Annotated in this window: 16 protein-coding genes; 8 read left to right on the top strand and 8 right to left on the bottom strand. The window is 70.8% G+C overall.

Annotation, left to right across the window (positions count from 1 at the left end; all coding sequences use genetic code 11):
- Nucleotides 1-62 precede the first annotated feature (62 nt).
- The 3 genes from OG494_RS20290 (at nucleotide 63) to OG494_RS20280 (ending at nucleotide 5,347) form a co-directional block, all read left to right on the top strand.
- Nucleotides 63-2,411, top strand: coding sequence for a ricin-type beta-trefoil lectin domain protein (locus tag OG494_RS20290; RefSeq protein ID WP_328457992.1), 2,349 nt, complete (start codon nucleotides 63-65; stop codon nucleotides 2,409-2,411).
- A 31-nt stretch (nucleotides 2,412-2,442) separates the two neighbouring features.
- On the top strand, nucleotides 2,443-3,903 hold the full coding sequence (locus OG494_RS20285; RefSeq protein WP_328457990.1) for an arabinofuranosidase catalytic domain-containing protein: 1,461 nt from the start codon (nucleotides 2,443-2,445) through the stop codon (nucleotides 3,901-3,903).
- Between the two features lie 184 nt (nucleotides 3,904-4,087).
- Nucleotides 4,088-5,347, top strand: a complete 1,260-nt coding sequence (locus OG494_RS20280; RefSeq protein WP_328458980.1) for an endo-1,4-beta-xylanase — start codon at nucleotides 4,088-4,090, stop codon at nucleotides 5,345-5,347.
- Nucleotides 5,348-5,367: 20 nt separating this feature from the next.
- Here the strand turns inward: OG494_RS20280 and OG494_RS20275 are convergent, their stop codons facing one another.
- Genes OG494_RS20275 through OG494_RS20255 form a run of 5 tightly spaced genes read right to left on the bottom strand, consistent with a single transcriptional unit; the run spans nucleotide 5,368 to nucleotide 11,396 of the window.
- Entirely contained in the window at nucleotides 5,368-6,261 is an 894-nt protein-coding gene (locus tag OG494_RS20275) for an amidohydrolase family protein (protein WP_328457988.1), read from the bottom strand.
- Nucleotides 6,262-6,287: 26 nt separating this feature from the next.
- Nucleotides 6,288-8,192: a hypothetical protein gene (locus tag OG494_RS20270; protein ID WP_328457986.1), complete on the bottom strand. Its 1,905-nt coding sequence runs from the start codon at nucleotides 8,190-8,192 to the stop codon at nucleotides 6,288-6,290.
- An 18-nt stretch (nucleotides 8,193-8,210) separates the two neighbouring features.
- The gene (locus tag OG494_RS20265) at nucleotides 8,211-9,152 is read right to left on the bottom strand and encodes a carbohydrate ABC transporter permease (RefSeq protein ID WP_328457984.1); all 942 of its coding nucleotides are present in this window, start codon (nucleotides 9,150-9,152) and stop codon (nucleotides 8,211-8,213) included.
- The gene (locus tag OG494_RS20260) at nucleotides 9,142-10,038 is read right to left on the bottom strand and encodes a carbohydrate ABC transporter permease (RefSeq protein WP_328457981.1); all 897 of its coding nucleotides are present in this window, start codon (nucleotides 10,036-10,038) and stop codon (nucleotides 9,142-9,144) included. Before OG494_RS20260 ends, OG494_RS20265 begins: the two co-directional genes overlap by 11 nt.
- A complete protein-coding gene (locus OG494_RS20255; RefSeq protein WP_328457979.1) occupies nucleotides 10,035-11,396 on the bottom strand; it encodes an ABC transporter substrate-binding protein in 1,362 nt (453 codons plus the stop codon). The genes OG494_RS20260 and OG494_RS20255 overlap by 4 nt, the downstream gene beginning before the upstream one ends.
- A 221-nt stretch (nucleotides 11,397-11,617) precedes the next feature.
- Here OG494_RS20255 and OG494_RS20250 point away from each other — a divergent pair, with 221 nt between their 5' ends.
- On the top strand, nucleotides 11,618-12,397 hold the full coding sequence (locus tag OG494_RS20250) for a FadR/GntR family transcriptional regulator (protein ID WP_328457977.1): 780 nt from the start codon (nucleotides 11,618-11,620) through the stop codon (nucleotides 12,395-12,397).
- A 264-nt stretch (nucleotides 12,398-12,661) separates the two neighbouring features.
- On the top strand, nucleotides 12,662-13,165 hold the full coding sequence (locus OG494_RS20245; protein WP_328457975.1) for a VOC family protein: 504 nt from the start codon (nucleotides 12,662-12,664) through the stop codon (nucleotides 13,163-13,165).
- Between the two features lie 265 nt (nucleotides 13,166-13,430).
- Here the strand turns inward: OG494_RS20245 and OG494_RS20240 are convergent, their stop codons facing one another.
- The gene (locus tag OG494_RS20240; RefSeq protein WP_328457973.1) at nucleotides 13,431-14,558 is read right to left on the bottom strand and encodes a phage tail tip lysozyme; all 1,128 of its coding nucleotides are present in this window, start codon (nucleotides 14,556-14,558) and stop codon (nucleotides 13,431-13,433) included.
- 160 nt (nucleotides 14,559-14,718) lie between these two features.
- On the opposite strand from OG494_RS20240, the gene OG494_RS20235 reads away from it, so the two are divergent.
- From OG494_RS20235 to OG494_RS20225, 3 genes are read left to right on the top strand one after another with little or no spacing between them, the layout of a single operon-like run.
- Nucleotides 14,719-15,072 carry a response regulator transcription factor gene (locus OG494_RS20235; RefSeq protein ID WP_328457971.1) on the top strand — a complete coding sequence of 118 codons (354 nt, stop codon included), beginning with the start codon at nucleotides 14,719-14,721 and terminating at the stop codon, nucleotides 15,070-15,072.
- A gap of 10 nt (nucleotides 15,073-15,082) precedes the next feature.
- Nucleotides 15,083-16,894 (top strand): sensor histidine kinase, encoded by a 1,812-nt coding sequence (locus OG494_RS20230; protein WP_328457970.1) that lies wholly within the window; start codon nucleotides 15,083-15,085, stop codon nucleotides 16,892-16,894.
- Nucleotides 16,888-17,619, top strand: a complete 732-nt coding sequence (locus OG494_RS20225) for a response regulator transcription factor (protein WP_328457969.1) — start codon at nucleotides 16,888-16,890, stop codon at nucleotides 17,617-17,619. Before OG494_RS20230 ends, OG494_RS20225 begins: the two co-directional genes overlap by 7 nt.
- Before the next feature lie 6 nt (nucleotides 17,620-17,625).
- Here the strand turns inward: OG494_RS20225 and OG494_RS20220 are convergent, their stop codons facing one another.
- Both OG494_RS20220 and OG494_RS20215 read right to left on the bottom strand, forming a co-directional pair.
- Nucleotides 17,626-21,183, bottom strand: a complete 3,558-nt coding sequence (locus tag OG494_RS20220) for a hypothetical protein (protein ID WP_328457967.1) — start codon at nucleotides 21,181-21,183, stop codon at nucleotides 17,626-17,628.
- Nucleotides 21,180-24,137: a hypothetical protein gene (locus tag OG494_RS20215; RefSeq protein WP_328457965.1), complete on the bottom strand. Its 2,958-nt coding sequence runs from the start codon at nucleotides 24,135-24,137 to the stop codon at nucleotides 21,180-21,182. The genes OG494_RS20220 and OG494_RS20215 overlap by 4 nt, the downstream gene beginning before the upstream one ends.
- Nucleotides 24,138-24,142: the final 5 nt, after the last annotated feature.

Genomic DNA, 24,142 nt, shown 5'->3' with positions numbered 1-24,142 from the left:
ACCCTTCGTCGGAAGCGAGAACTCTCATGCCCCCAACCCTGCTCCGGAGGGTGCGAGCCTCGATGGTCGCCGTCGTCGTCCTGGCCGGCGGTGTGGTGGCCGGGGCCGCGCCGGCCGAGGCCGCCACCTCGATCACGATCAACGGCGGATCGGCCGGCCGCACGTTCGACGGCGTCGGCGCGGTCAGCGGCGGGGGCGGGAACAGCCGCCTGCTGATCGACTACCCCGAACCCCAGCGCGGCCAGATCCTCGACTACCTGTTCAAGCCGGGCTACGGCGCCGCGCTGCAGATCCTCAAGGTGGAGATGGGCGGGGACACCAACTCCACCAGCGGCGCGGAGCCTAGCCACGCGCACTTCCGCGGCGATCTGGACTGCAACCGCGGGTACGAGTGGTGGCTCATGGAGCAGGCCAAGGCACGCAACCCCGGCATCAAGCTCGTGGGCCTGCCCTGGGGCGCGCCGGGCTGGATCGGCAACGGCACCTTCTTCTCCAACGACTTGACCGACTACTACCTTTCGTGGCTCGGGTGCGCCAAGCAGCACGGGCTGACGATGGACTACCTCACGACCGTCCAGAACGAGAAGCAGTGGAGCGCCGACTGGACCGTCACGATCCGCAACGCGCTCAACGCCAACGGGTACAGCGCCGTCAAGCTCATCTCCGGTGACTCGTGGCCGGGGGACTGGGGACCCGCGAGCGCGATCTCGACGAACACGGCCTACCGCAACGCCACCGATGTGCTCAGCGCCCACTACACGTGCGGCTACCTCAGCGCGCAGACGTCCTGCAGTGTCCCGTCCAGCGTCACCAACACGGGTAAGACCTTGTGGTCCAGCGAGAACGGTTCCCAGGACTACAACGACGGCGCCAAGCCGCTGGCCCGCGGCATCAACCGCGTCTACCTCGACGGCAAGATGACCGCCTACCTCAACTGGGACCTCATCGCCGCCACCACGCCGAACATCCCCTGGCCGACCGTGGGCCTGGTGCTGGCCAACCAGCCGTGGTCGGGCTACTACTCGGTCGGCAAGGACGCCTGGGCCCTGGCGCACACCACCCAGTTCACCGCACCCGGCTGGAAGTACCTCGACGCCTCCAGCGGCTACCTCGGCGGCAACCGCGCCAACGGCAGCTACGTCTCGCTGAAGTCCCCGAGCACCACCGACTACAGCACGATCATCGAAACCATGGACGCCACTTCGGCCCAGACGCTGAACCTGAACGTCACCGGCGGCCTGTCCACCGGCCAGGTGCACGTGTGGGCGTCCAACCTGAACTCGAACAACCCCGCGGACCACTTCGTGCACACGACCGACATCACGCCGTCCGGCGGAGCCTTCTCCCTGACCGCCCAACCCGGCTACCAGTACACGATCACGACCACCACCGGACAGGGCAAGGGCACCGCGGCCAGCCCGTCGCAGGGGTCGCTGAACCTGCCCTACAGCGACAACTTCGACGGGTACGCGAAGGGCAAGGAAGCCAAGTACCTGATGGACATGGAGGGCGCCTTCGAGACGTCGTCGTGTGGCGCCGGCCGCTCCGGCACGTGCGTGCGCCAGGCCGCGCCGCAGAAGACGATCCCCTGGAAGAAGTTCGTCGATCCGTACGCGTTGCTGGGCAACGTGGCCTGGAGCAACTACACGGTCGACGTGGACGCGCTGCTGGAGAAGTCGGGGTACGTCGAGCTGCTCGGCCGGGTCGGCTCGCAGGACACGGGCAACCAGGGCGCGGTGAACGCCTACTACCTGCGGGTCAGCGACACCGGCGCGTGGTCGATCCGGCGCAACAACACCAGCCAGCAGGTCACCACCCTGCGCAGCGGCACGACGACCGGGCTGGGCACCAACAGCTGGCACAAGCTGTCCCTGGGCTTCTCCGGCAGTACCATCACCGCTTCGGTCGACGGCGCCGTGCTCGGCACGGTCACCGACAGCACCTTCCCGGCCGGCCAGGCCGGGATCGGCACGAGCACGGGGGAGACCGCCCAGTTCGACAACCTCGCCGTGACGGGCTCGGGCGGCGGATCGACCTCCGTGCTGCGCAACACCGCTTCGAGCCGGTGCCTCGACGTCCCGAGCGCGTCGCAGACCAACGGCACCCAGGTGACGTTGTGGGACTGCAACGGCGGCGGCAACCAGCAGTGGACGCTCACCTCCGGCAAGCAGCTGCAGGTGTACGGCGCCAAGTGCCTCGACGCCGAGGGGGCGAGCACGGCGGCGGGCACCCGGGTGATCATCTGGGACTGCACGGGTGGCACCAACCAGCAGTGGAACGCCGCCACCGACGGCACGATCACCGGCGTCCAATCAGGACTGTGCGTCGGCCCGAGCGGCACCGGGAACAGCGCACCGGTGACCCTGCAGGCCTGCACGGGCGGCGATGCCCAGAAGTGGGCCCGAAGCTAGCAGCATCTCGTCCGGACAAAGGAGTTCGCTCATGACCCCACGAAGGCTGCTTCAGACCGTGGGCGCGGCGGTGGTGCTCACCGCCGGCGCGCTGGCCGGCCCGGCCGTACCTGCGCAGGCCGCGACGCAGGGGCCGTGCGACCTCTACGCCGCCGGCGGCACGCCCTGCGTCGCCGCGCATTCCACCACCCGCGCCCTGTACGGCTCGTACAACGGTGCCCTGTACCAGGTCCGGCGGTCCTCCGACAACGCGACGCGGGACGTCGGCGTCCTGAGCGCCGGCGGTGTCGCGAACGCCGCGACCCAGGATTCGTTCTGCGCGGGCACGACGTGCCTGATCACCGTCATCTACGACCAGTCCGGCCGCGGCAACCACCTCACGCAGGCGCCGCCCGGCGGGTTCTCCGGCCCGGCGGCCGGCGGGTACGACAACCTGGCCAACGCGGCCGCCGCCCCGATCACCGTCGGCGGCCAGAAGGCCTACGGCGTGTTCGTGGCCCCCGGAACCGGCTACCGCAACAACAACGCCACCGGCACCGCGACCGGCGACCAGCCGGAGGGCATGTACGCGATCTTCGACGGCACGCACTACAACGGCGGCTGCTGCTTCGACTACGGCAACGCCGAGCGCAACAGCCGGGACAACGGCAACGGCACCATGGAGGCCATCTACTTCGGCAACATCAAGGTCTGGGGCTACGGCGCCGGAAACGGCCCGTGGATCATGTCCGACCTGGAGAACGGCCTGTTCTCCGGAATCAACCAGCGCTACAACGCCAACGACCCCAGCATCAGCCACCGCTACCTCACAGCGATCGTCAAGGGCGAGTCCAACCACTGGGCCATCCGCGGCGGCAACGCGCAGTCCGGTGGTCTGTCCACTTTCTACGACGGTGCCCGCCCCAACGTGTCGGGGTACAACCCGATGCGGAAGGAAGGCGCGATCATCCTCGGCACCGGTGGTGACAACAGCATCGGGTCCGCGGGCACCTTCTACGAAGGCGTGATGACGTCGGGCTACCCGTCGGACGCCACCGAGAACGCCGTGCAGGCCAACATCACCGCCGCCGGGTACGGCACCGGCGGCAGCGGCACCACCACCGGGCCGCTGCACGCGGTGGGCGCCGGCAAGTGCCTCGACATCCCGGGATCCACCACGACGGCCGGCACCCAGCTGCAGATCTACAGCTGCAGCGGCCAGGCGAACCAGACCTGGACCCGCACGTCGTCGAACCAGCTGACGGCCACCGTCGGCGGGCAGACGCTCTGCCTGGACGCCTCGGGCAACGGGACCAGTGCCGGGACGAAGGTGGTGACCTGGTCCTGCAACGGCGGGGCCAACCAGCAGTGGACCGTCAACTCGAACGGCACGGTCACCGGCGGGCAGTCCGGTCTGTGCCTGGACGTGACGAGCGCGTCCACGGCCAACGGCGCGCTGGTCGAGCTGTGGACCTGCAACGGCGGCAGCAACCAGCAGTGGACGCTGGGTTAGGACCTTCGACGAAGGAACGAGGTTGTCATGACTACCAGCCCATCCCGGTGGCGTACCGCGCTCGCCACCACCGCGACCGCCGGTCTCGCGGCAAGCGCCCTGGTGTTGTTCCCCCGGCACCGCCAGTGCGGCGAGCACGCTCGGCGCCGCGGCGGCGCAGAGCGGGAGGTACTTCGGCGCCGCGATCTCCACGAGCCACCTCGGCGAATCGGCCTACGTGAACACGTGGACGGCGGAGCACAACGGCGTCACCCCGGAAAACGAGATGAAGTGGGCCACGGTCGAGCCGAACCGCAACCAGTTCAACTTCGGGCCGGGGGAGCAGATCGTCAGCCAGGGCCGCGGCAAAGGGATGAAGATCCGCGGGCACACGCTGGTGTGGCACGGGCAGCTGGCCGGGTGGGTGAGCGGGCTGGACGCGAGCAACCTGCGCTCGGCGATGCTGAACCACATCAGCCAGGTGGCCGGCCACTGGAAGGGCCAGCTCTACGCGTGGGACGTCGTCAACGAGGCGTTCGAGGAGAACGGCAGCCGCCGGCAGTCGGTGTTCCAGCAGAAGCTCGGTGACGGCTACATCGAGGACGCGTTCCGCGCGGCTCGCACGGCCGACCCGAACGCCAAGCTCTGCTACAACGACTACAACACCGACGGCGTCAACGCGAAGAGCACCGGGATCTACAACATGGTCCGGGACTTCAAGAGCCGGGGCGTGCCGATCGACTGCGTGGGCTTCCAGAGCCACCTCGGCTCGAACTCCAACCTCGGCAGCTACCAGGCGAACCTCCAGCGCTTCGCCGACCTCGGCGTCGACGTGCAGATCACCGAGCTGGACGTCGGCGGTTCGGGGTCCGGTCAGGCGAACGTGTACCGGCAGGTCGCGCAGGCCTGTATGGCGGTCTCACGCTGCACCGGCATCACCGTCTGGGGCGTCACGGACAAGTATTCGTGGCGTTCGGGCGACACACCGCTGCTGTTCGACGGCAACTACGGCAAGAAGCAGGCCTACACGGCCGTCCTCGACGTGCTCAACGGCGGCGGCGGCAGTGGCGGTGATGGCGCGGTGCGCGCCGTGGCCGCGAACCGGTGCCTGGACGTGCCCAGTTCGTCGACCACCGCCGGTACCGCGCTGGCGATCTGGGACTGTCACGGCGGCACGAACCAGCAGTGGACCCGCACGAGCGCCGGGGCGCTGACCGTCTACTCCGGAAGTTCGCAGCGGTGCCTGGACACCGCGGCCGGCGGGACCGCCGCCGGCACCGCGGCGGTGATCGCGAACTGCACCGGCGGCAACGGCCAGAAGTGGACGTCGAACTCCAACGGCACCCTCACGAACGGCCAGTCGGGCCTGTGCTTGGACGTCACCGGCGCGGCGACCGGCAACGGAACCGCGGTGATCGTCTGGACCTGCAACGGTGGGACCAACCAGCAGTGGGCCGGTGGGTGACTCAGATCGTCACCCGGCACTCATCCGCGTGGATGAGGCGGGTGGCGCACCACCCGGGGGTCCAGGTCCTTTCGGGCTCCCGGGTGGTGCGCCCGGTAGGTCCGGGCGGCGTTGTGGTGGAAAACCGCTTCGGCGGCCGCGGCGGGGTGGGTGGCGAGCGCGTCGCCGATCAGGTCCAGCCACGCCCCGGGATCCGTGGCCAGGGTCAGGACGGGCCAGTCGCTGCCGTACAGGCACCGGCCGGGGCCGAACGTGTCCAGGGCTTCGCGCACCGCGTCGACCACGACCGGGCGAGGGGTGCCCGGGGTGGCCTCGGTGGCCAGGCCGGACAGCTTGCACAGGACGGTGGCGTGCCGGGCCAGCCGGCGCAGGTCCCGGCGCCACCGCTCGTACCCGGGGCCGCCCGGCGTGGGCTTGCCGAGGTGGTCCAGGACGATCGTGGTCCGCGGGCAGGCGGCCGCCAGTTCGGTCAGCTCGGGCACCTGGTGGGCGCGGACGCACGCGTCGAACGGCAACCCCGCCTCGCCCAGCAGCCGCACACCCGCCCGGAACCCGCGGTCGCGGAGGAAACCGGGCGCTTCGTCCTGCACGTTGCGCCGGACCCCGACCACGAACGGATCACCGCCGTACCCGGCGAGGAACCGGTTCGTCGCTGCCGGGCTTTCGACGTCGACGTGCGCGACCATGCCGCGGATCCACGACCGCCGCCGCGCTTCCTCCCGCAGCCACCCGATCTCGCCGGCGGCATCCGCGGGCGCTCGTCCCGCCTCGACGACGATGACGTCGCTCCGGAGACGTCCCGGGAAGTCGCCGGGGGTGAACGGCCGGTTCAGGGCCGCGATGCCGTCGAGCCAGGGGTAGCGCAGCTTCCGCGGGTCCCAGAAGTGCACGTGCGCGTCGAGGACCCCGGTCACACCGGCGCTCCCGGGCGTTGGCCGCTTCACGGAGCACCTGCGGAGGCCTGCTCGTCGAACGGGGTGGCGTAGGACGGCGGACGGGCGCGCAGGGCGAGCCGCAGGGTCAGGCGGACGCGGGTGGAGCGGGGCAGCTCCACCTCCAGCCACGGGCCTTCGACGTCGATCGACGCGGACGTCACCGCCGGCTCGCCGTGGCCGTAGTCGTAGAGATCGCCGATCCACGACGGGTCGTCGCAGACGCTGTGGCGGGCGGTGCGGATGTGGTGCTCGGCGAACGCACCGGCCTGCACGATCACCGTCCGCCGCTCCTCCGGGTCGAGGTTGACCAGGTCGAGCACGGTCGCGTCCGGGTCGATGCCGGAAACCAGGGCCGACACCGACGGCGGCAGGCCCGGGCGCCGCGCCTGGGCGTCGTAGTAGCGCACGCGGGCCTGCTGCAGGCCGCCGTTGTAGACGACCTGCGGAGCGCCCCAGGTGAGCTGCACCAGCGCCTCGGTGACCACCGGGTTGGACTGCTGCCACAGGTGGATGTCGGCTTCGGGGACGTCCCGGTCGCGGTAGCGCTCCATGCGGGTCAGCCGGTGGCGCACCTGGGCCTGCGCCGCGGCCAGGATCCGCTCCGGGTAGCCGGGGTCGTCGCCGGCGAGGTAGGCGAACCAGGGCTCTTCGTGACCGGCTTCTTCCTTGCTGCGGAAAGGCCGCACGGTACGCCAGTCGTAGCCGCTCGCTGTCCGCAGCCGGTCGAGGCGGTCCCGGTCGCCGGCCGAGGCGGAGTGGTGCCACAGGGCGACCGGGACGCCCATCAGCATCGGGTTGTAGTCGAACCAGCCCCGGTCGTCGTGGCGGAAGGGAACGTGCAGCGTAGGCGTGCGCACGTCTTCGCGCAGCTGGACCGACCACTTGGAGCCGAGGCTGGAGTCCGCTTCGGTGAAGGCCATCACCTTGCCCTGGGCGATGATCTCGTCCAGGGCCGGGCGCACCAGGTCGGTGAACGTGTCGTCGCCCGTGGCGAGCGCGGCCGCCAGCGCGCCGACGACGGCGGCGTGCCCGACGCTGTACCAGCCGTGCGGCCACGACCAGCCGTAGTGCCCGCCGTACCAGCGACCCTCCAGCAGCCCGCCCACGGTGCCGTCGGGAGCGACGTTGTCGGGCAGGATGCCGCCGTTGGCGGCCGCGCGCTCGCGCCAGGCGCCCACGTACTCGGCGAGCCAGTCGCGGTAGCGCCCCTCGCCCGACAGCAGCAGGGCGTTGAGGACCAGCCCGGACGCCGCGAGGTTGACGGCGGTGTCGCCTGACCCCATCCGCTGCCGCATCTGCTCGCCCAGCGCGGAGTCGTCCGGCGGCAGCCACTCCAGCGGGAAGCCGTACGTCATGGCTTCCCGGGGCAGCCATGGGTACGCGCCGCCGTCGAAGAGCCCTTCGCGCGCCGGGTCACTGCCGTTGTGGGGACGCCGGATGATGCGGTGGACGGGATCGTAGTTGCCGTGCGCGGGATCGACGTAGAGCTCCGCGAACCGCAGCGCCCGGTCCCGCCACCGCCCGGGCGTGGCCATGGACAGGAAGTACAGCAGCAAAAGGCTTTCGCCTTGGTGGAACCAGTCGTAGCCGCGTTCGTATTCGTCGTGCAGCATGCCCAGCTCGGTCAGCTGCCGGGTGACGCCCTCCCAGTGGTGCTCGGACTCGGTGAGCAGGTCGTCGGCGCCACCGAGCAGGTAGAGCTGGGGCCAGTTGAAGAACGTCTCGTAGAAGTCGTCCACGCCGTCGCGGGTGGTGAGCTCGCCCTCGTACCGCAGCCGTCCGTCCGGGCCGGTGAAATCACGGGCGAACCGGCGCCACGCCCGGTCGAGCAGGGAGAACAGCTCGCGCTGCGCGATCGCCCAGCCCGGCGGTTCGAGCAGAGGTACCGAGGCGGTGATGACGGGAGGCATCAAAGTTCTCCATGGAGGTCACTCCTTGGTTGCGCCGGCGAGCATCCCGGCGACCAGGAAACGTTGGGAGAAGAGGAAGACGACGAGCACCGGGGTGATCGCGAGCAGGGTGGCCAGCGCCAGTTCCGGGCGCTCGACCGCCGCGGTGCCGGCGGTCGGGTTGAACTGCGGGACGGCGTCGAGGAGGGTGCCCAGGCCGACCTGGACGGGGAACTGGCCGCTTTCCGGGAGCAGAACGTACGGCAGGAAGTAGTTGGTCCAGTTGGCGACGAAGCTGAAGAAGCCGACGAGGGCGACGATCGGTGCGGCCAGGGGCAGGGCGATGTGGCTGAACACGCCGAACTGCGAGCAGCCGTCGAGCTTCGCCGCGTCGATCAGGTCGCGGGGGAGTGCCGTTGAGAAGTAGATGTAGGTCAGGTACACGCCGAACGGGTAGAACGAGTACGGCAGGATGATCGACCACATCGAGCCGATCAGGTGGACGGCGTTGACTTCGAGGAACAGCGGGACCACCAGCGTCGCGTTCGGCATCAGCATGACCACCAGTGTCGCGACGAGCAGCGTGCGCCGGCCGCGGAACTCGGTCATCGCGAGGGCGTAGCCGGCCGGGATCGCCACGCACAGCGTGATCGCGAGCGCGATGAACGAGTACAGCGCGGAGTTGCCCAGCCACCGGAAGATCGCGCCGTCCCCGAACGTGGTCAGCGCGGACCAGTTGTCCCCGAGTGCGTCCCACGAGCCGAACGACAGCGGGTTGCCGTGCACGAGCTGGTCGTCGGTCTTGGTCGCGGCCAGCAGCAGCCACAGCACCGGAAGCACGAAGAAGACCGCGAACAGGGCGAGCACCAGCACCGAAAGCGGGTTCGGCAGCTTCCGCGCGCGGCTCCGCCGGGGCGAGCCGGCGTGGGCGGCTCGGGTCGACGCGCCCACGCGCGGGGGAGTGCGGGTGTCAGTCGGCATCGAAGAACCCCGATCGGGCGACGAACACGCCGGCGACGACCACCCCGATCACCAGCAGCTCCACCGAGATGGCCGCGGCCGTGTTCACGTTGTCGTTCTGGAAGGCGAAGTCGTAGGAGAGCTGGTTGAGCGAGTAGTCGCGGCCGGCGACCCCCACGCTCGCCTGCGAGAGCAGCTGAGGTTCGACGAACAGCTGGGTTCCGCCGGCGAAGGCGAGGATCACCATGTAGACGATCCACTTGCGCAGCAGGGGGATCTGGATGCGCCACGCCGTCTGCCACGTGCCCGCGCCGTCGATCCGCGCCGCTTCCAGCAGGTCGGGGGAGATGGTGTTCAGCGCGCCGTACATCACGACGATCCAGCCGCCCGCCCCGGTCCAGAAGGCGATCATGGTGAACAGGACCGGCAGATGCCCGGGTGCGACGACCTCGCCGAAGGTGTCGAAACCCGACGCCCGCAGCAGGAAGCTCACCGGGCTCACCGACGGGTCCAGCATGAACAGCCAGACCAGCACGCTGGCCGCACCGGCCAGCGCCCCGGGGATGTAGTAGAGGAACCGCAGGGCGGTGCCGGCCGCGCGGGAGGTCAGCCGGTGCAGCACCAGGGCCAGCCCGACGACGAACACCACCAGCGACACCAGCCAGCACAGCAGGTAGAGCGCCACGTGCCCGACGGCGGAGAAGTATCGGAAGTCGGCCGCGGCCTCGACGAAGTTCGCCACACCGGCGAAGCGGTCGCCCGCGTCGGTGAACGCGAAGTAGATCGCGTACACCGTGGGCACGACCCCGAACGCGACGAGCAGGACGACGTAGGCGGCGACGAAGAGGTGGCCGGCCCGGCCCGGCCAACGGGTCCGTCGCCGGGACGGCCGGGTGGCCGTGGTCACTGGCTGACCTCGTACCCGTTGGACTTCGCGTAGTCGGTGATCGCTTTCTGCCAGTCGGGCAGCAGGGAGACGATCGTCTTCCCGGCGGTCTGGCCGGTGGTGACGGTGGCGGCCCAGATCGCCTCCTGGCTGAACTGCCCGTAGCCCCAGCCCGGCCACACCTGTGCGGCGGCCGTCTGCAGCGGCCCGGTGATGTCGCCGGCGTAGTACCCGCTGGCCGTCTGCTTCGCCAGCCAGGCCTTCGCCGCGCCCGTGTTCGCCGGGTAGCCCGGTGCGACCTGGCCCTGGTAGTCGGGCGCGGTGGTCACCCAGGTGAGGAAGTCGGTGGCGTCCTTGAGGTTGGCGCTGTGGGCGGACAGCAGCCAGGTGCCCCCGCCGACGTTGCCGACCGACGGGGCGGTTTCGCCGGCCCACTGCGGCATCGGCGCGACGCCGATCTGGCCCTTGGGTGTCTTCAGGGACTCCTGGAAGATCGACCCGCCGAACCAGGACGGCCCCGGCAGCATGAGGATCTTGTCGCCGGAGTTCTTGTCGAAGTCCGAGCTGAACACGCTGCTGGTGGACATCGAGCGGTTCGCGACGAGGGTGTCGAGCAGGGTGGCCATCCGGGTGCACGCCGGACTTGTGGTGTTGACCTTCACCGCTTTGGGGCCGGTGATCTCGTTGGCGCCGCACTTGGCGGCCCACAGGTAGATCTCCGGGGTGAAGTTGTCCCCGGCCGTGCCGACCAGGTAACCGGGGTGCTCGGTGGCGACGCGCTGACCCAGCGCCTGGTACTCCTCCCAGGTCTTGGGCACCTGGTAGTTCCACTGCTGCATCAGCGAAGCGTTGTACCAGAGCACGGTCTGGGCGAGGTCGTTGCGCAGGCAGTAGAGCGTGCCGTCCACGGTGCACGGGTCGTTGGCGCCGGGGGCCCAGCCGCTCAGCGTCGCGTCAGGGATCTGCCCCTTGTTCAGGGGCGCGGTGAAGCCGGCCTGCACCGCCCACGAGGTCTCGTTGTTCTGGGTGCTGAACACGACGTCCGGCCAGCCGCTGCGGGTGCGGTTGAACAGACTGACCTTCGTCTGCAGGTAGTTGGAGCCGTTGGCGTCACCGTCGTAGGTGACGATGTTCAGCTTCGTCGCCGGGTGCTGCTTCTGGTAGAGCTGCGCGGCGGGCAGCCGCGTCGAGTCGACCCACACGGTGAGCGGTCCGCCGGTCTGCTGGACGGGCTGGAACCCGGACTCGGCGCCGGTGCCGCTGCCGCCGTTCCCGCACGCCGTGACCGCGGCGAGGACGGCCGCGACGCCGAGCACCAGTCCGGCGGACCGCCGGCGGCGCTGACCTGATCTTCTGGCTCCGGGGGCTGGGGCTGTCATGAGCTACTCCACTCCATCGTGGGGCCCGCAAGCCGAACTGATCAGACAACGGCATACGGCCATGTGTCGTACACATCTCGCGTTGCTGGATGCGGTTTCCATGAGAGTCCGTCAGAAGTCCGTAGTCAAGAGGGAGCGGACCCAAAAATTGGTAAGACTTATCTGCGGATCATCGATCCGAATGTATGCTTCACACCGACGGTGAGCGGGAGGTGCGAGTGGTGGACGGCGGGCACGCGTCGATCGACCCCGGTCCGGCCCGCGGCGACGCGCCGGAGACCCGATCGCCGACGTCGTACCGGCCCGGTTACGAGCTCGTCGCCGAGCGGATCCTCCGGCTCATCACCGAGCTGCGGCTGCGGCCGGGCGACCGCATGCCCACCGAGAACGAGCTGGCCTCGCGGCTGGGCAGCTCCCGCACCATGGTGCGGGAGGCGGTGAAGATCCTCTCGGCGATCGGCAGGGTACGCGCGCAGAAGGGACGGGGCCTGTACGTCGCCGATGACGAGGGGATGCTCGGCTCGGCGCACTGGGGCAGCCTGTTCCTGCCGACGGACCTCGAGCACGTCTACATGCTGTTCGAGTTCCGCCGGGTCCAGGAGATGACCGCCGGCCGGCTGGCGGCGACCCGGGCCACGCCGGGCGAGCTGCGGGTGATCGAAGCGGCGGCGGAAACCTGCCGGCAGGGCCACCTCACCGGCGACGCGGCTTTGTTCGACCGCGGCGACGACGAGTTCCACCTCGGCATCGCGGCCGCGTCCCACAACCAGTTCCTGCTGGCCGCCGTGCGCGAGGCTCGGCGGCTGCAACACCAGTCCAGCACGATCGGCCTGCACGGCACCGTCGGCGGACACGCGGCGGAAGCGGTCGAGGAGCACGACGCGATCTACCAGGCAATCCGCGACGGCGACCCGGAGGCGGCCGCGCGCGCCGCCGCCGTCCACCTGGACAACACCCTGGAGGACTACCGCCGCGAGATCCAGCGGCGGGTTTTCGGCTGAGCTCACCGCTGGGCGGTGACCTCCCCGGATGATTCCGGCTGGGGAAGATCCACACCGCGCCACCGGTGATCGAGTCGCCGCTCGAGGCGGTGGGGATTCCCGACGGGAAACAGAAGACAACGACGTCCGGGGAGAGCGAACGTGTCCCTCGCCGAGTCGCTTGCGAGCCAGGTCACACTCGGCGGCGTCGGGTAGCGGCCGCGAACTGACCGCTTCTCCCGGCATCGTGGTGATCACCCCCGGAGCGAACTCAGAGGAGATCCCATGTCGGTCAGCACGCTCACCCACATCAACTTCACCGGCGACGCCCGCCCGGCGCTGGAGTTCTACCAGTCGGTGTTCGGTGGACAGCTCATGGTCATGACGCACGGAACGCCGCTGGACGGCGGCTCCGGAGCCGACCGTGACACCGGGTACGTGCCGATGGCCGCCGACGATCCCGACGCCGACCGCGTCGCGTTCGGCATGGTGGTGGCCGAGAACGGTTTTCGCATCGCCGCCTACGACGTCATCGGAGCCGCGGGCGGGGGCGTTGCCGCACCGTCGGGTCCGGCCGCGCCCCGGGCGCGGGGCGTCACCCACACGGAACCGTTTTACGTGCTGCTCAACGGCGAATCCCTTGACGAGCTGACTCCGCTGTGGAAGGGGCTGGCCGAGGGCGGCGCGGTGATCGCGGATCTCGGTCCGGCCCCGTTCGCGCCCGTGTACGGCATGGTGACCGACCGGTTCGGTGTCACCTGGGTCTTCGGCCTGACCCAGGGCGGGTGACCGGAGTCATCGGCGCTGCGCCTGACGATCCGGCACGGGCGATCGCGGAGGGCGCGGAGAATGCTCTAACGACGACGCCCGTCGCGGTGCACCACGGTGGCGGAGCCGGCCCGCGGGTGAGGGAGGTGGAGACCTTCGACCCGGCCCCGCCGAACACGCCGGCCCCGGCGGCGAGCTCGACTACCGGGTCGTGTTCGCCGACATCGTCGAGTGGTGACCCGGATGTGCGGCCGCCTTGACGCGGCCGGGTCTCCGGAAAGGACCATCAGGGCCCGGCGAACGCCACGCGCGCCCGGCGAGACGGCGCCCGCCGCTGGGTGAACACGGCCTGCACGGCGGGATCGGTGCGCGGGAGCTTCCGGCCGCCGCTGAGGATCGCGCCGGGGACCTCGAAGGTGTAGACCACTTCGTCGCTGGCCTGCTCGACCGTCACGGCGGGGTTCATGACCACGGCGGAGACACCGGGGTAGCTCGCGGCGAGTTCGCCGGTGAGGTAGTCCAGCTGGGCGTCCATGCTGCGCAGGGCTTCCGCGCCGTGCGGGCGCCCCTGGTACACGTGGGTGAAGACGCCGGCGCGCCGGGCGGCCGAGGTCCATTGCGCGAGACCGACTCCCGGCAGCCTGGGGCCGCCCGGGTTCGGCCGCAGCATGACCTGGTCGGGGGTGAAGTCGGTGACCACACCGGAGAAGTCCTGCGCTCGCTGGGGCTGCCCTTCCGAGCTGCCCTCGATCCTCGGCGGTATCACCCCGGACTCCGCCCACAGGTTGCCCACGACGCCGGCGGCCCCGTTCAGCGGGAACCCGTAGCGCAACACCAGCTGCCCGACGGCGTAGCGCAGGCGTTCGTCGGTCGGCACGCGCGGCCAGTCCCCGGCGGCCGGGGTGAGCGTGCCGGGAGCCGGTGCGAAGATCTCGAGCACGTCCTCGGCCGGTGTCCAGGCCAAGGTGCCGCCCTCGAAGTCGGAACTCCGGTTGACGGCGCCGTCCGGGTACTCGTCGGTGATCGGGTACCCCCACGGCCCGCCGGGACCCCCCGAGTCCCGGTAGACCTCACCGATCCGGCCCCGCACCTCGTGCACGCCGAACACCGGGTGCCAGGTCAGCGCGGCACCCTGGAACTCGAAACGGTTGAACCGGCCGGCGCCGGCGCCGGTCTCGTCGGTGGTCGGATAGCCGAGGTAGCCGGCCGGGCCACCCGTCCGGACGTAGCGTTCGCCGATCAGGCCGTGCACTTCGTGCAGGCCGGCCGTGGGGTGGGCGGTGAGCAGCGCGAACCGGTGGAAGCGGAAGTCCCCGGCGCCGGCGGACTGGACCGGACCCACCGCGGGGCCCGGGTCGAACCCGCCCGCGGCGAGCTGGGCCGCCCATTGGTCGAATTCGGCTTCGGTCGTCATCGTCGGGAACCTCCGCGCCGGATGGTCGTGCCGGGGATGGTCCCAGCGTTGCCCGGCGCGCCGGGGAAATCATCAGGGCCCACCCTGATCGTGGGCCAGGCGCGACGAGTTCAGGGCGCGCCCCGATGCCGGCCGGCGCGGCGGCCCGGACGATCGAGCGATGACCTGCACCGTGGTGATCGTCGACGACAGCACCGCGTTCCGCTTGGCGGCGAGGAGACTCCTCGAAGCCGGTGGGCTGGTGGTGGTCGGCGAGGCCGCGAGCGGTGCGCAGGCCGTGACTGTCGCGGTCTCGCAGCGACCGGACGTCGTGCTGTTGGACGTGCAGCTGCCCGACACCGACGGGTTCGCCGTGTGCCGCGAGCTGCGGACGTCCGGGATTCCCGTCGTGCTGTGCTCGGTGCGGGACCACGCAGGTCGAGCGGCCGCGTGCGGCGCATGGGGTTTCATCGCCAAGGAACACCTGTCGGCCGCCCGGCTGGTCCGCCTTCTCCGCGATGCCCCGGACGGCTGAATGCAGTAACGTGCCGCACCCGTCTTTCGACTTCCCCGGCGTCGGCATCGCGTTCGTCGAGGGCGGTGGGGGTGTGCAGCGGATCCGGTGCGCCGTGGTTCCCGCTATCGCCGTCGCGGCGTCGGCGCTCGGTGCGGTCGCGGCGACCTTGAAGCTGCGCGACGGGTCCCATCCGGCGCCCGACGTGATCCTCTCGTCCGCCGCCGGGGTGCTGTTCCTCGCCGCCGGGGTGTTCGCCGATCGGCGTGCGCCCGCCAACCGCAGCGGTTTGCTGATGGTGCTCGTCGGGCTCGCCCTGTTCGCCGAGGACCTGCAGCTGGCCCGCTCTTCCGTGGTGTTCACCGCCGGGCTCGTGCTCGCGCACGCCTCGGCGCCGCTGATCGCGCACCTCGTCCTGGCCTTCCCGGACGGGCGGGTGACCGGACGCCCGGCGAAGGCGCTCGTGGCCGCCGTCTACGTCACCGCGTTCGTCGTCTCGGGTTTGGGCACGCCGTTCGTCGACTGGGCGGGGCGCTACCCGGGAAAGCCTGAGAACCTGCTGCTCATCGCGGACCTCCGGGCCGTCAGCGACGTCGTCGTCCAAGCCTTCGACCTCTCGAGCCTGCTGATCAGCGTCGCCGTCCTGGTCGTCCTCGTCGTGCGGGTGACGACCGGCGCGCCGAGCTCCCGGCAGGCAGCGCTCCCGGTCCTGGTGGTCGCCCTGGCCGGCGCCGCGAGTACGGCCGTCGCGAGCGGGCTCGGCTCGGCTCATCCGGGCTATCCGGTCGCCGTCACGTGCGGCCGGATCGTCTTCTGCCTCTGGCCGCTGGCGTTCCTGGCCGGTGTGCTCCGGTTTTCGCCCCGTGCGGCTCGGATCACCGACCTGCTGGTGGCGTTGCGCGAGCCCTGCACCGCGGCGGAACTGCGCGACTTGCTCGCGCGGGCGTTGCACGATCCGTCGCTGCGGCTGGGGGAGTGGGATCCGAAGACCCATCGGTTCCACGACGAGGAAGGCGAACTCGTCACGCCCGCGCCCGGCGAGCGGACCGTGATCCTGTCCGGGCACGACGGGCACCCGGTCGCCGCGATCATGCGCCGCGACACGACCTGGGACGACCCGCGGGTCATCCGGGCGGCGGGCAGGATCGCCGGTCTGATCGCCGGGAACCGGCAGCTGGGTGCCCGGGTGCGCGCGCAGGCCGCCGAGTCCCGGCGATCCCGGGTCCGGCTGGTCGAACTGGCCGACATCGAGCGGCAGCGGGTCGAACGCGACCTGCACGACGGTGCGCAGCAACACCTCGTCACCGTCGCCATCGGGCTGCGGCTGGCCCAGCAGCAGCTGGACGGCCGCGTCGAGCCCGAACTGGCGGCCGTGCTGGATTCGAGCGCCAGGGGGTTGGAGACCGCGATCGCCGAGCTACGGGAGCTGGCCCGGGGAATCCACCCGGCGGTCCTCACCCAGGAAGGGCTGGGCCCCGCGGTCGCGGCGCTGGTCGATCGCACGCCGATGCGGATCACGTCGGCCGCGGCCGGCCTGCCCCGGTTCCCCGGGCCGGTCGAGGCGACCGCCTACTTCGTCGTGGCCGAGGCGGTCACCAACGCGTTGCGGCACGCGTGCGCGACGACCGTCCACATCGGCTTGTCCGCCGGCGACGGACGACTGGTCGTCACGGTCTCCGACGACGGGGTCGGCTACGACGTGTCCGCCGACGGCACCGGCCTCCGTGGGCTGTCCGAGCGCGTCAGTGCACTCGACGGCGAGCTGACCGTGCGCAGCGAGACCGGAACCGGCACCGCGGTGCGCGCCGAGATCCCGGTGGCGGAGGTGGCACAGCCGTGGTGAAGGTCGTCATCGCCGATGACGCGGTGCTGTTCCGCGAAGCGCTGGCGAGCGTGCTGACCGGTGCGGGGTTCGAGGTCTGCGCCCAGGTGGGCGACGCCCGTTCGGTGCCCGGCGCCATCGACGCGACCGGGCCCGACCTCGTCGTGATCGACATCCGGCTCCCGCCGACGCACCAGCTCGAGGGACTGGTCGCCGCGGTGGAGATCCGGCGCGCCCACCCCGGCGTCGGGGTGCTCGTGCTCTCCCAGCACCTGGAGACCCGGCTGCTCAGGCAGCTGGTGGGTGACTCCGCCCGCGGCGTGGGCTACCTGCTCAAAGAACGGGTGAGCGGGATCGGCGACTTCGTCAGCGCCGCGTTCGAGGTGGCCGCCGGGGGCTGCGCGTTCGACCCGGAGGTCGTCAGCCGCATGACGCGCGCAGAGCAGAGTGACGACCGGATCGGCCGGCTGACGGAGCGGGAGCGGGAAATCCTGTCCCTGATCGCCGAGGGCCGGTCCAACCAGGCGATCTGCGCGAAACTGGTGCTGACGAAGAAGACCGTGGAGTCGCACGTCCGGAGCATTCTGCTTCGGCTCGACCTGCCGACGGAGCCCGACGACCACCGCCGCGTGCTGGCCGTGCTCGAATACCTGCGGCCGTGGAGCGAGCAGGCGTACCGTGTTTCGCTGCCGGCTCAGGACTTCGGCGGAAAACATTCGAATACGTCCGAGTCGCGGCACCGGTAAAGCCGCCTACCGCAATGCGACCGTGTCCGCGAAGACCACGCGTTCGCTCAGTTCGCCGCCCGGGTGTGGTTCTCGCACGATGCCGCTGTCGTCGATGAAGAACCGTTCCACCTCGCGGATGTACACCCGGTACATGCCGACGTCGTCGGGAACCGGGAGCACGGGCAGCGCGGTGTCCAGGCCGCCGGTCACGGTGTGCACCCGCACCCAGGCCGGAACGCCTGCCGAGTCCGCCCCGATCGCGGCGAGGTCGACCCGGCCGGGCGCCGGGGCCCGGCGTTCGAGAACCGCATCGACACGGTTCGTCCGGCCGAAGCCGTTCGCCGGGCCCAGTCCCGAAAGCGTCACCCGGACACCGGTGAGCAGCCGCTCGATCGTCAGCGAGCGGTCGGGCAGCACCGGTACCGGGTCCGTTTTCACCACGGCTGACAGCTCGAGTCCGGCGAGGCTGGCCGCCTGGTAACGGGCCAGGGCCAGCCGGATCATCGGGGAGTACGTCTGCGTGTTGATCCCGTTGAGGACGATGTCCGCGAAGCACGTCGAGTTCTCGTACCGCACCGCGTAGGGCACGGCCACGGCACCCGCGCCGGTCACCTCGGTCAGCCGGACCGGCGCCGGCGGCCGGTCCGCGTCCACGACGGACTGCGCCGGCAGCCAATGGGCCTCCGCTATGGGGTCGGACGTGGTGAAGCCCCGCAGCAGGGCGTCGTAGATGGGGTCGCGGGCCATTTCCGTGTAGTACGGCTGAAGGTTCGCGGACGGGTCACCCGCCGGCGCGTCCGGGCGGGTGAGCACCGCAAGCATCTCGTCACGGCCGCTGGAGAACCACGGCCGGCCCAGCTCGATCCGCACCCGGCCGCCCAGCCGCTTCCGCGTCAGTTGCGAACCCGGTTCGCGGCCGAGCACCTCGACGTCCCGTCCCTCCCACGAGAACGCCGGGAGCACGCTGAGCACAGTGGGTGGCGACGGCCGGGCCGTACTCCGCACCGCAGGCTGCGGCAGTGTCGACTCCGCGACGAACCCGGCGTGGGCGTCCGGCTCGTCGTAGTACCGGACGAACCTGCTCGTGGCCGTCACCCGGTACGTGACCACGCGGTGTTTGGTGTCCCCGAAGTCGTGCCGGAGCTGAGGAAGGCCGGTGTCGGTGCGCCCGATCACCACCGATCGGACGAGCACGACGCGGTCTTCCTCGGAGGGCTCGCTGTTGGCGGGGTTGTCGACGAGCTCCGACCAGGTCGCGTAGACGTCGAGCTGTGCGGTGCTCGCGGGATCGATCCCCAGCAGCGCCGCGCCGGGGGGAGGCACCACCACGGCGCCGGTCTCGCTCGCGGCCCGCGACACGGTGATCTCCCCGGCGGGGGCGCGCAGCGGCCGCCGAACCGCGTGCACGAGCTTGACGGTCCGGGCCGGGGTGAGCATGGGATGGCGACCCCGGACGGCCAGGTCCTCACCGACGGAGGGCAGGTAGGTCTTGATCGCGAAGTCGGACAGGTCGTCGCGCTTCACGTACGACGACACCTCGACGGTCGCTTCCCCCGCGGGCGGCAACGTCACGACCGCCACGCCGTCGTCGAACGCCAGTTCCGGTTCCCCTCCCGGGTTCCCGGCGACGAGCTTGAGCCGCTTCACCTCGGCGGTGGGCCACACTCCCCACGTTTCGTCCGCGAGCTGTCCTTCACCTGCCGGGGCGTCGATGTCGTGGAGGAACACCGAAACCCCTGCGGCGGCGGGGTCGGGCAACGGCTCGACGGGCTCGTCCGACTCGATGGCGGGAACACCGTCCGGAGTCAGGTGCATCGCGCGCGCGGCCCGTTCCCAGGTCGCGTCGTCGGCTTCGTCCAGTGTGCCGTGCTGTTCGGCGATCTCGAACGTGGTCGCGGGTGGGAGGAGCTCGCGTTCGTCGTCGACCGGGTACACCCGGCCGGCGCCCCCCGTGCCGGCCGGATCGCTGCGCACGACCAAGACGTCGATGGCGCCTCCGTGACCGAGCAGCGAGGAGTCGACGACGCCGTCATCGTCGACGAGCCCGGGAGGGGGCGGCATCCGCGGCGGTGGCACGGGCTCGAAACGTGCGTACCCGATCAGGTCCGACGCGCCGTCGTTGTCCCCGGCGCCGGCTTCGATGCCGCCGCCGCCGAGGTCGGCGACACGCACGCGTATCCGGTAGTCCGCGCCGAAGCGCAGGGGCGGCAGTGAGCCGTCCGGCGGGCGGAGGTCCCAGTCGAAGGTGAACGGCAGCGACCGGGCGCGGCGCAGGTCCTGCCGATCACCGGACCGGTCCATGGACGGCCTCGGCGTGACGAGGCTCCACCCGTTCCACCGCGCCACGACCTCGTCGGTCCGCAGGTGCGGGGTGGTGCCGGCGGCACCCGGCCGCGTGTCGTCGATGGTGGCTGCGTTCGCCTTGAGGTGGCCCTCCTCGACGCCGCCCTCCGGTTCGATCACCTGGTCCGCGAGCAGGTAGGTCCCGGTGCGCTGCGACAGCGACCACCAGTCGCCTTCGCCGTGGGGTTTGACGTCCACCCGGTAGCCCAGGACGAGGTCCTCGGCCGTCAACGGGGTCCCGTCGGCGAGGGTGCCCAGGCCGGCGTTGGCGCGAGCGTTGCGGACCCGCCGATCGAAGTGGGCCGCGCGGTCGCGGTGCAGCAGCACCAGCCCGGCCGACCGCAAGCTCGGCATCGTGGCGGCGCCATTTTGCCCGGTCGACGCCCTGGCCGCGTCCCGCAGCTTGCCCGCGCCGCCGTCCACGTCGAAGGTCGCGAACTCCCAGGCGTGTTCGCCGCCGGCACCGGACGGGGCCGACGCCGGTGCACCGGCGAGGTCCAGCAGCCCGTCGCGGATGTCACCGGCGGCGTGCGGGACGAACAGGTCGCCGTCGAACTCGTAGGCCGTCCACGGTGACGTGATCGCCGGGACGACGAGCGGCTGGGGCCAAGTCACCCTGATCAGACACGGGTTCTGCCGGGCCGAGCGCGGCAAGGAGCCGGTGTCGGCCGGATCGACCGCGAGGTCGAGTTCGAGGATCAGTCCCAGCGCCCGCAAGACCGTCGGGTGTTCACGCAGGTGGTCGATCGTGCGGTGGAAATCCAGCGTCGGCGAAGTCCGCTGTGGCGCTGAGCCGTCCACCGGAGCCGGCGGGGGGACCGGTTCAGGATCGTCCCAGGTCCGGATCGTCTGCTGTACGGCGGTCTGTGCCTCGTCCCCGGGTGTCGAGAGCGCTTCGGCCGACGCCGCGAACGACGTCACGACCTTGGCCGCGTCGCGCGATGTCGGGATGACCGTGGGCGGGTCGTAGACCGGCGGCGGGGCCGGGGCGGTGACGGCGGCATCGGCGAACGCGGATCGCCAGACGTCGGACTGCCCCGTGGCGGTCTTGGTGTGCCGGATGGTCCGGACCTGCCCGGTCGGCAGCTGCACTTCGACGGTGAACACCGCCTCGGCGGCCGACTTCGGCCAGTCACTCATCCCGTTGTGCGCCGGCGGCTCCTGCAGCCGGGGGAGGACCACGACGCGCAGCTTGCCCGGCCGGGCGCCCGGCACGGCGATGAAGATCAGTTCGCTCATCGGGTCACCCCGGCGAACTTCGCGCGGTACCGGCGCCAGGTCTCGGCAGCGGGCTCTCGCGGTGCGGCCGCGAACAAGGCCGAGGGTTTTCGTGCGGGATCGCCGCCGCCGATGAACTCCCATTCGCCGCTGTCCAGCTGGACGGAGTCGGAATAGAACGTGAGATCGATCTCGATCACCAGACTCGCCCGGCCCACCATCCGGTTGCGGCCGATGTCGTAGGTCAGCTCCAGCCGGACCTCGACCGAGACGGAGATCAGGCCGAGCAGGTCCATCGAGCCGCCGAGGCGCAGGAAACCGGTCAGGTGCACCCCGGCGGCGTCCATCAGGTACCGGACGCCGCCCATCGCGTGCACCTCGGCCGAGGCGATGCCGAAGTCGACGGCGAGCGACGCGCCGAACTCCAGGGACGCCTCCAAACGCTGCAGCCCGCGGCTGTCCACGGTCATCTCGAGGTAACCGCCGCCACCGAACATCAGCACGCTGAGGTTGAACGGATTCGCCCGGCTGGCGAACGCCAGTGTCATGGCGACGGGACGGCCGTCGAACGGCACCTCGACCGCGGCGGCGAAAACGATGTTGCGCAACGCGAACACTCCGCACGCCACCGAAGGCACGGGGAGGCTGAAGCCGGCGACGATGCTCGCCGGGGTCACGGTCACCCGGGGTGTGGCATCACCCAGCCGCACTTTGTTCTGCAGTTCTTGCAGCAGGGAGAGCAGACCGGTGAACTTCGCCGTGATCCGGCCGACGTCGAGGGCGGGCTCGCGTTCCGGTCGCCGGGTGAACCCGAGGGAGGTGAAGCCGAGCTCGAGCAGCGTCTCGCCGGTGGCCGGAAGGTGCAGTTCGAATGCGGTCAGCGAGCATGTAGTGGTGGTCTCGCCGTACCCGTGGACAACCGACAGGTTCAGGGTGGTGCCGGCGGACACGAACGGCGCCGACGTCTTCAGCGGCACGCCCAGCCACTCCAGCCGCACCTGGGGAGGTTGGCCGTCGACCAGGGCCTGGGTGATGGCCGGCGGAGCGCTCAGGCTGGTCCGGTCGTCGAGCAGCGTGGTGAGCGGGACACCGAGCAACGTCGCATCGGCGCCCATGACCCGGCTGGGGACGAACCCGCCTGCCACGACCGCTGCGCTCTGCACCAAGCCGTGCTTGCGGGAGATCGCGTCCGCCGCCAGCTGCGGCGCGATGAGACCACCGGAGTCCGAACTGCGTCCGTCGAAATCGACCTTCACGCCCGGGGAGCCGGGTACGATCCGCAACGCGATGTCGGTCGCGGCGCCGAGCTGACGGAACTCGGCACTGTAGGCCAAGAAGGTCCTCGTGTCGTCGCCGAGCAACGCGCGGACGGCAGGTAGCCGGACCTCCGCTGCCCAGGCGTCCGCGGCGGACGCCGCGACCGGGCCGAGTGCGGGGGCGAACGACGACCGGTAACCGGAGCCCGTCACATTCAGCCGGATCACTTCGTGCGCGTCCGTCGCGACACCTTCGCCCAGCAAGTCGACGGGTACGCCGGGCAGCGTGACCTCTCCGGCCTTCGCCGCCGCCCACGCCCGTTCCAGCGCGACCAGAGCCTCCGTGGAGGTCACCGTGTGGAAAGCCGGAAGTGCCGCGTCCTCGCTGTACTGATCGTCGAAGACCACCATGAGCGGCATCCGCAGGTGGAGATCGCCCTGGCCGCCCCAGCAGCGGATGTGGAAGAGGTACGGGGTGGTGCCCCCGGCTCGGGTCGGCCAGAAGTACAACGGCACCTGCTGCGTGGCGCCGTCCAGCAGTTCCTGCAGATAGCCGATGTCGTCGCGCAGTCCCAGCCAGACCTGGACCTGGGCGATGGGCTCGATCGGGCCGTCCGGCCCGATTTCGCCGATGTGCAGGACTTCGTCGATGCCGGCCGGAGCGAAGTCCCCGGCGGTGAGGCCGGGCCCGTACAGCGCATCGATGGCGGCTTGTTCGGCGGCCGCGAATTCCGCCGTCTTCCGGGCGAGGTCCGCGGCCAGCGCGTCGTGCCCTGGGCCCGGCCGTGGAATGGTCGTGGTGGCAGCAGGGTCCAGGCCGCTCACGATTCGCTCGACGATTTCGACTTCGGAGAACGGAAACAGCCGTGCGAGCTGCGGGTCGGCGGGCCGTTTCCGGACCGGCTCGGTGACCACGATCGTCCGGGTCTGCCTGAGCGCCATGATCGACGGTGTCCACGGCAGGTAGGCCCGTTCGGTCACCTCGAGGTAGTCGACCCGATGTCCGAAGGGATAGAGGTAGCAGGACGACACGGTCCGCACCCGCACGTCTCGTCCGAGGTGGACCAGGTGTTCCCAGCCCAATGCCGGCCACGTCGAGTTGACCGACAACGAGCCGCCGAGGCTGCTCAGCTCGAGCTGGTGGCACCGCGCGGGCGTCGCGGATGCGTATCGGTGGATCTGGCTGCGCTGGTACTGCGCCAGCGACGGCCGGAAGTTCGGGTCAGGGCTCTCGGCGGCAGCCTGGTCGAGCGATCGCAGCACCACCACGTCGCCCTCCAACGAGGTCCGCCACATCCCGGCTCGATCGCCCGGCGCGGAAGAGTCGTGCTCGCAGGTGACCCGTCCGGCTCCCGCTTCGGGGCTCAGGACCAGCCGCCACGGCATCTCGATCCTGGTCTCGGCGGACGCGACCTTCGCGCCGCGCACCGCCTCCAGGATCCCTTCCGCGGTCAGGGGGATCAGGGCGGAACGCGTGATCTCGACGGTCACCTGGCTCGGGTCGGCCAGGCGGGCGCCGAGGTGGTCGTAGAACCCGTACCAGGGCGGTGGAGCGTCGTCGACGACCTGCTCGGCGATGTGCTGGGGTGGGAACGTCAAGGTGAGCTCGGCGTCCGGGCCGGCTTCGAGCGCGGGGCCGTCGACGAGGTCGAGGCCGCGCCACGACACTCCGAGCACCACGTGGTCGGTTCCGCGGATCAGGAGGAATTTCGCGTCCATTGTGG

Origin of the sequence: Amycolatopsis sp. NBC_00438 (assembly GCF_036026695.1) — a bacterium.
GTDB lineage: Bacteria > Actinomycetota > Actinomycetes > Mycobacteriales > Pseudonocardiaceae > Amycolatopsis.
This window is presented reverse-complemented; position numbering and strand designations above follow the sequence as displayed.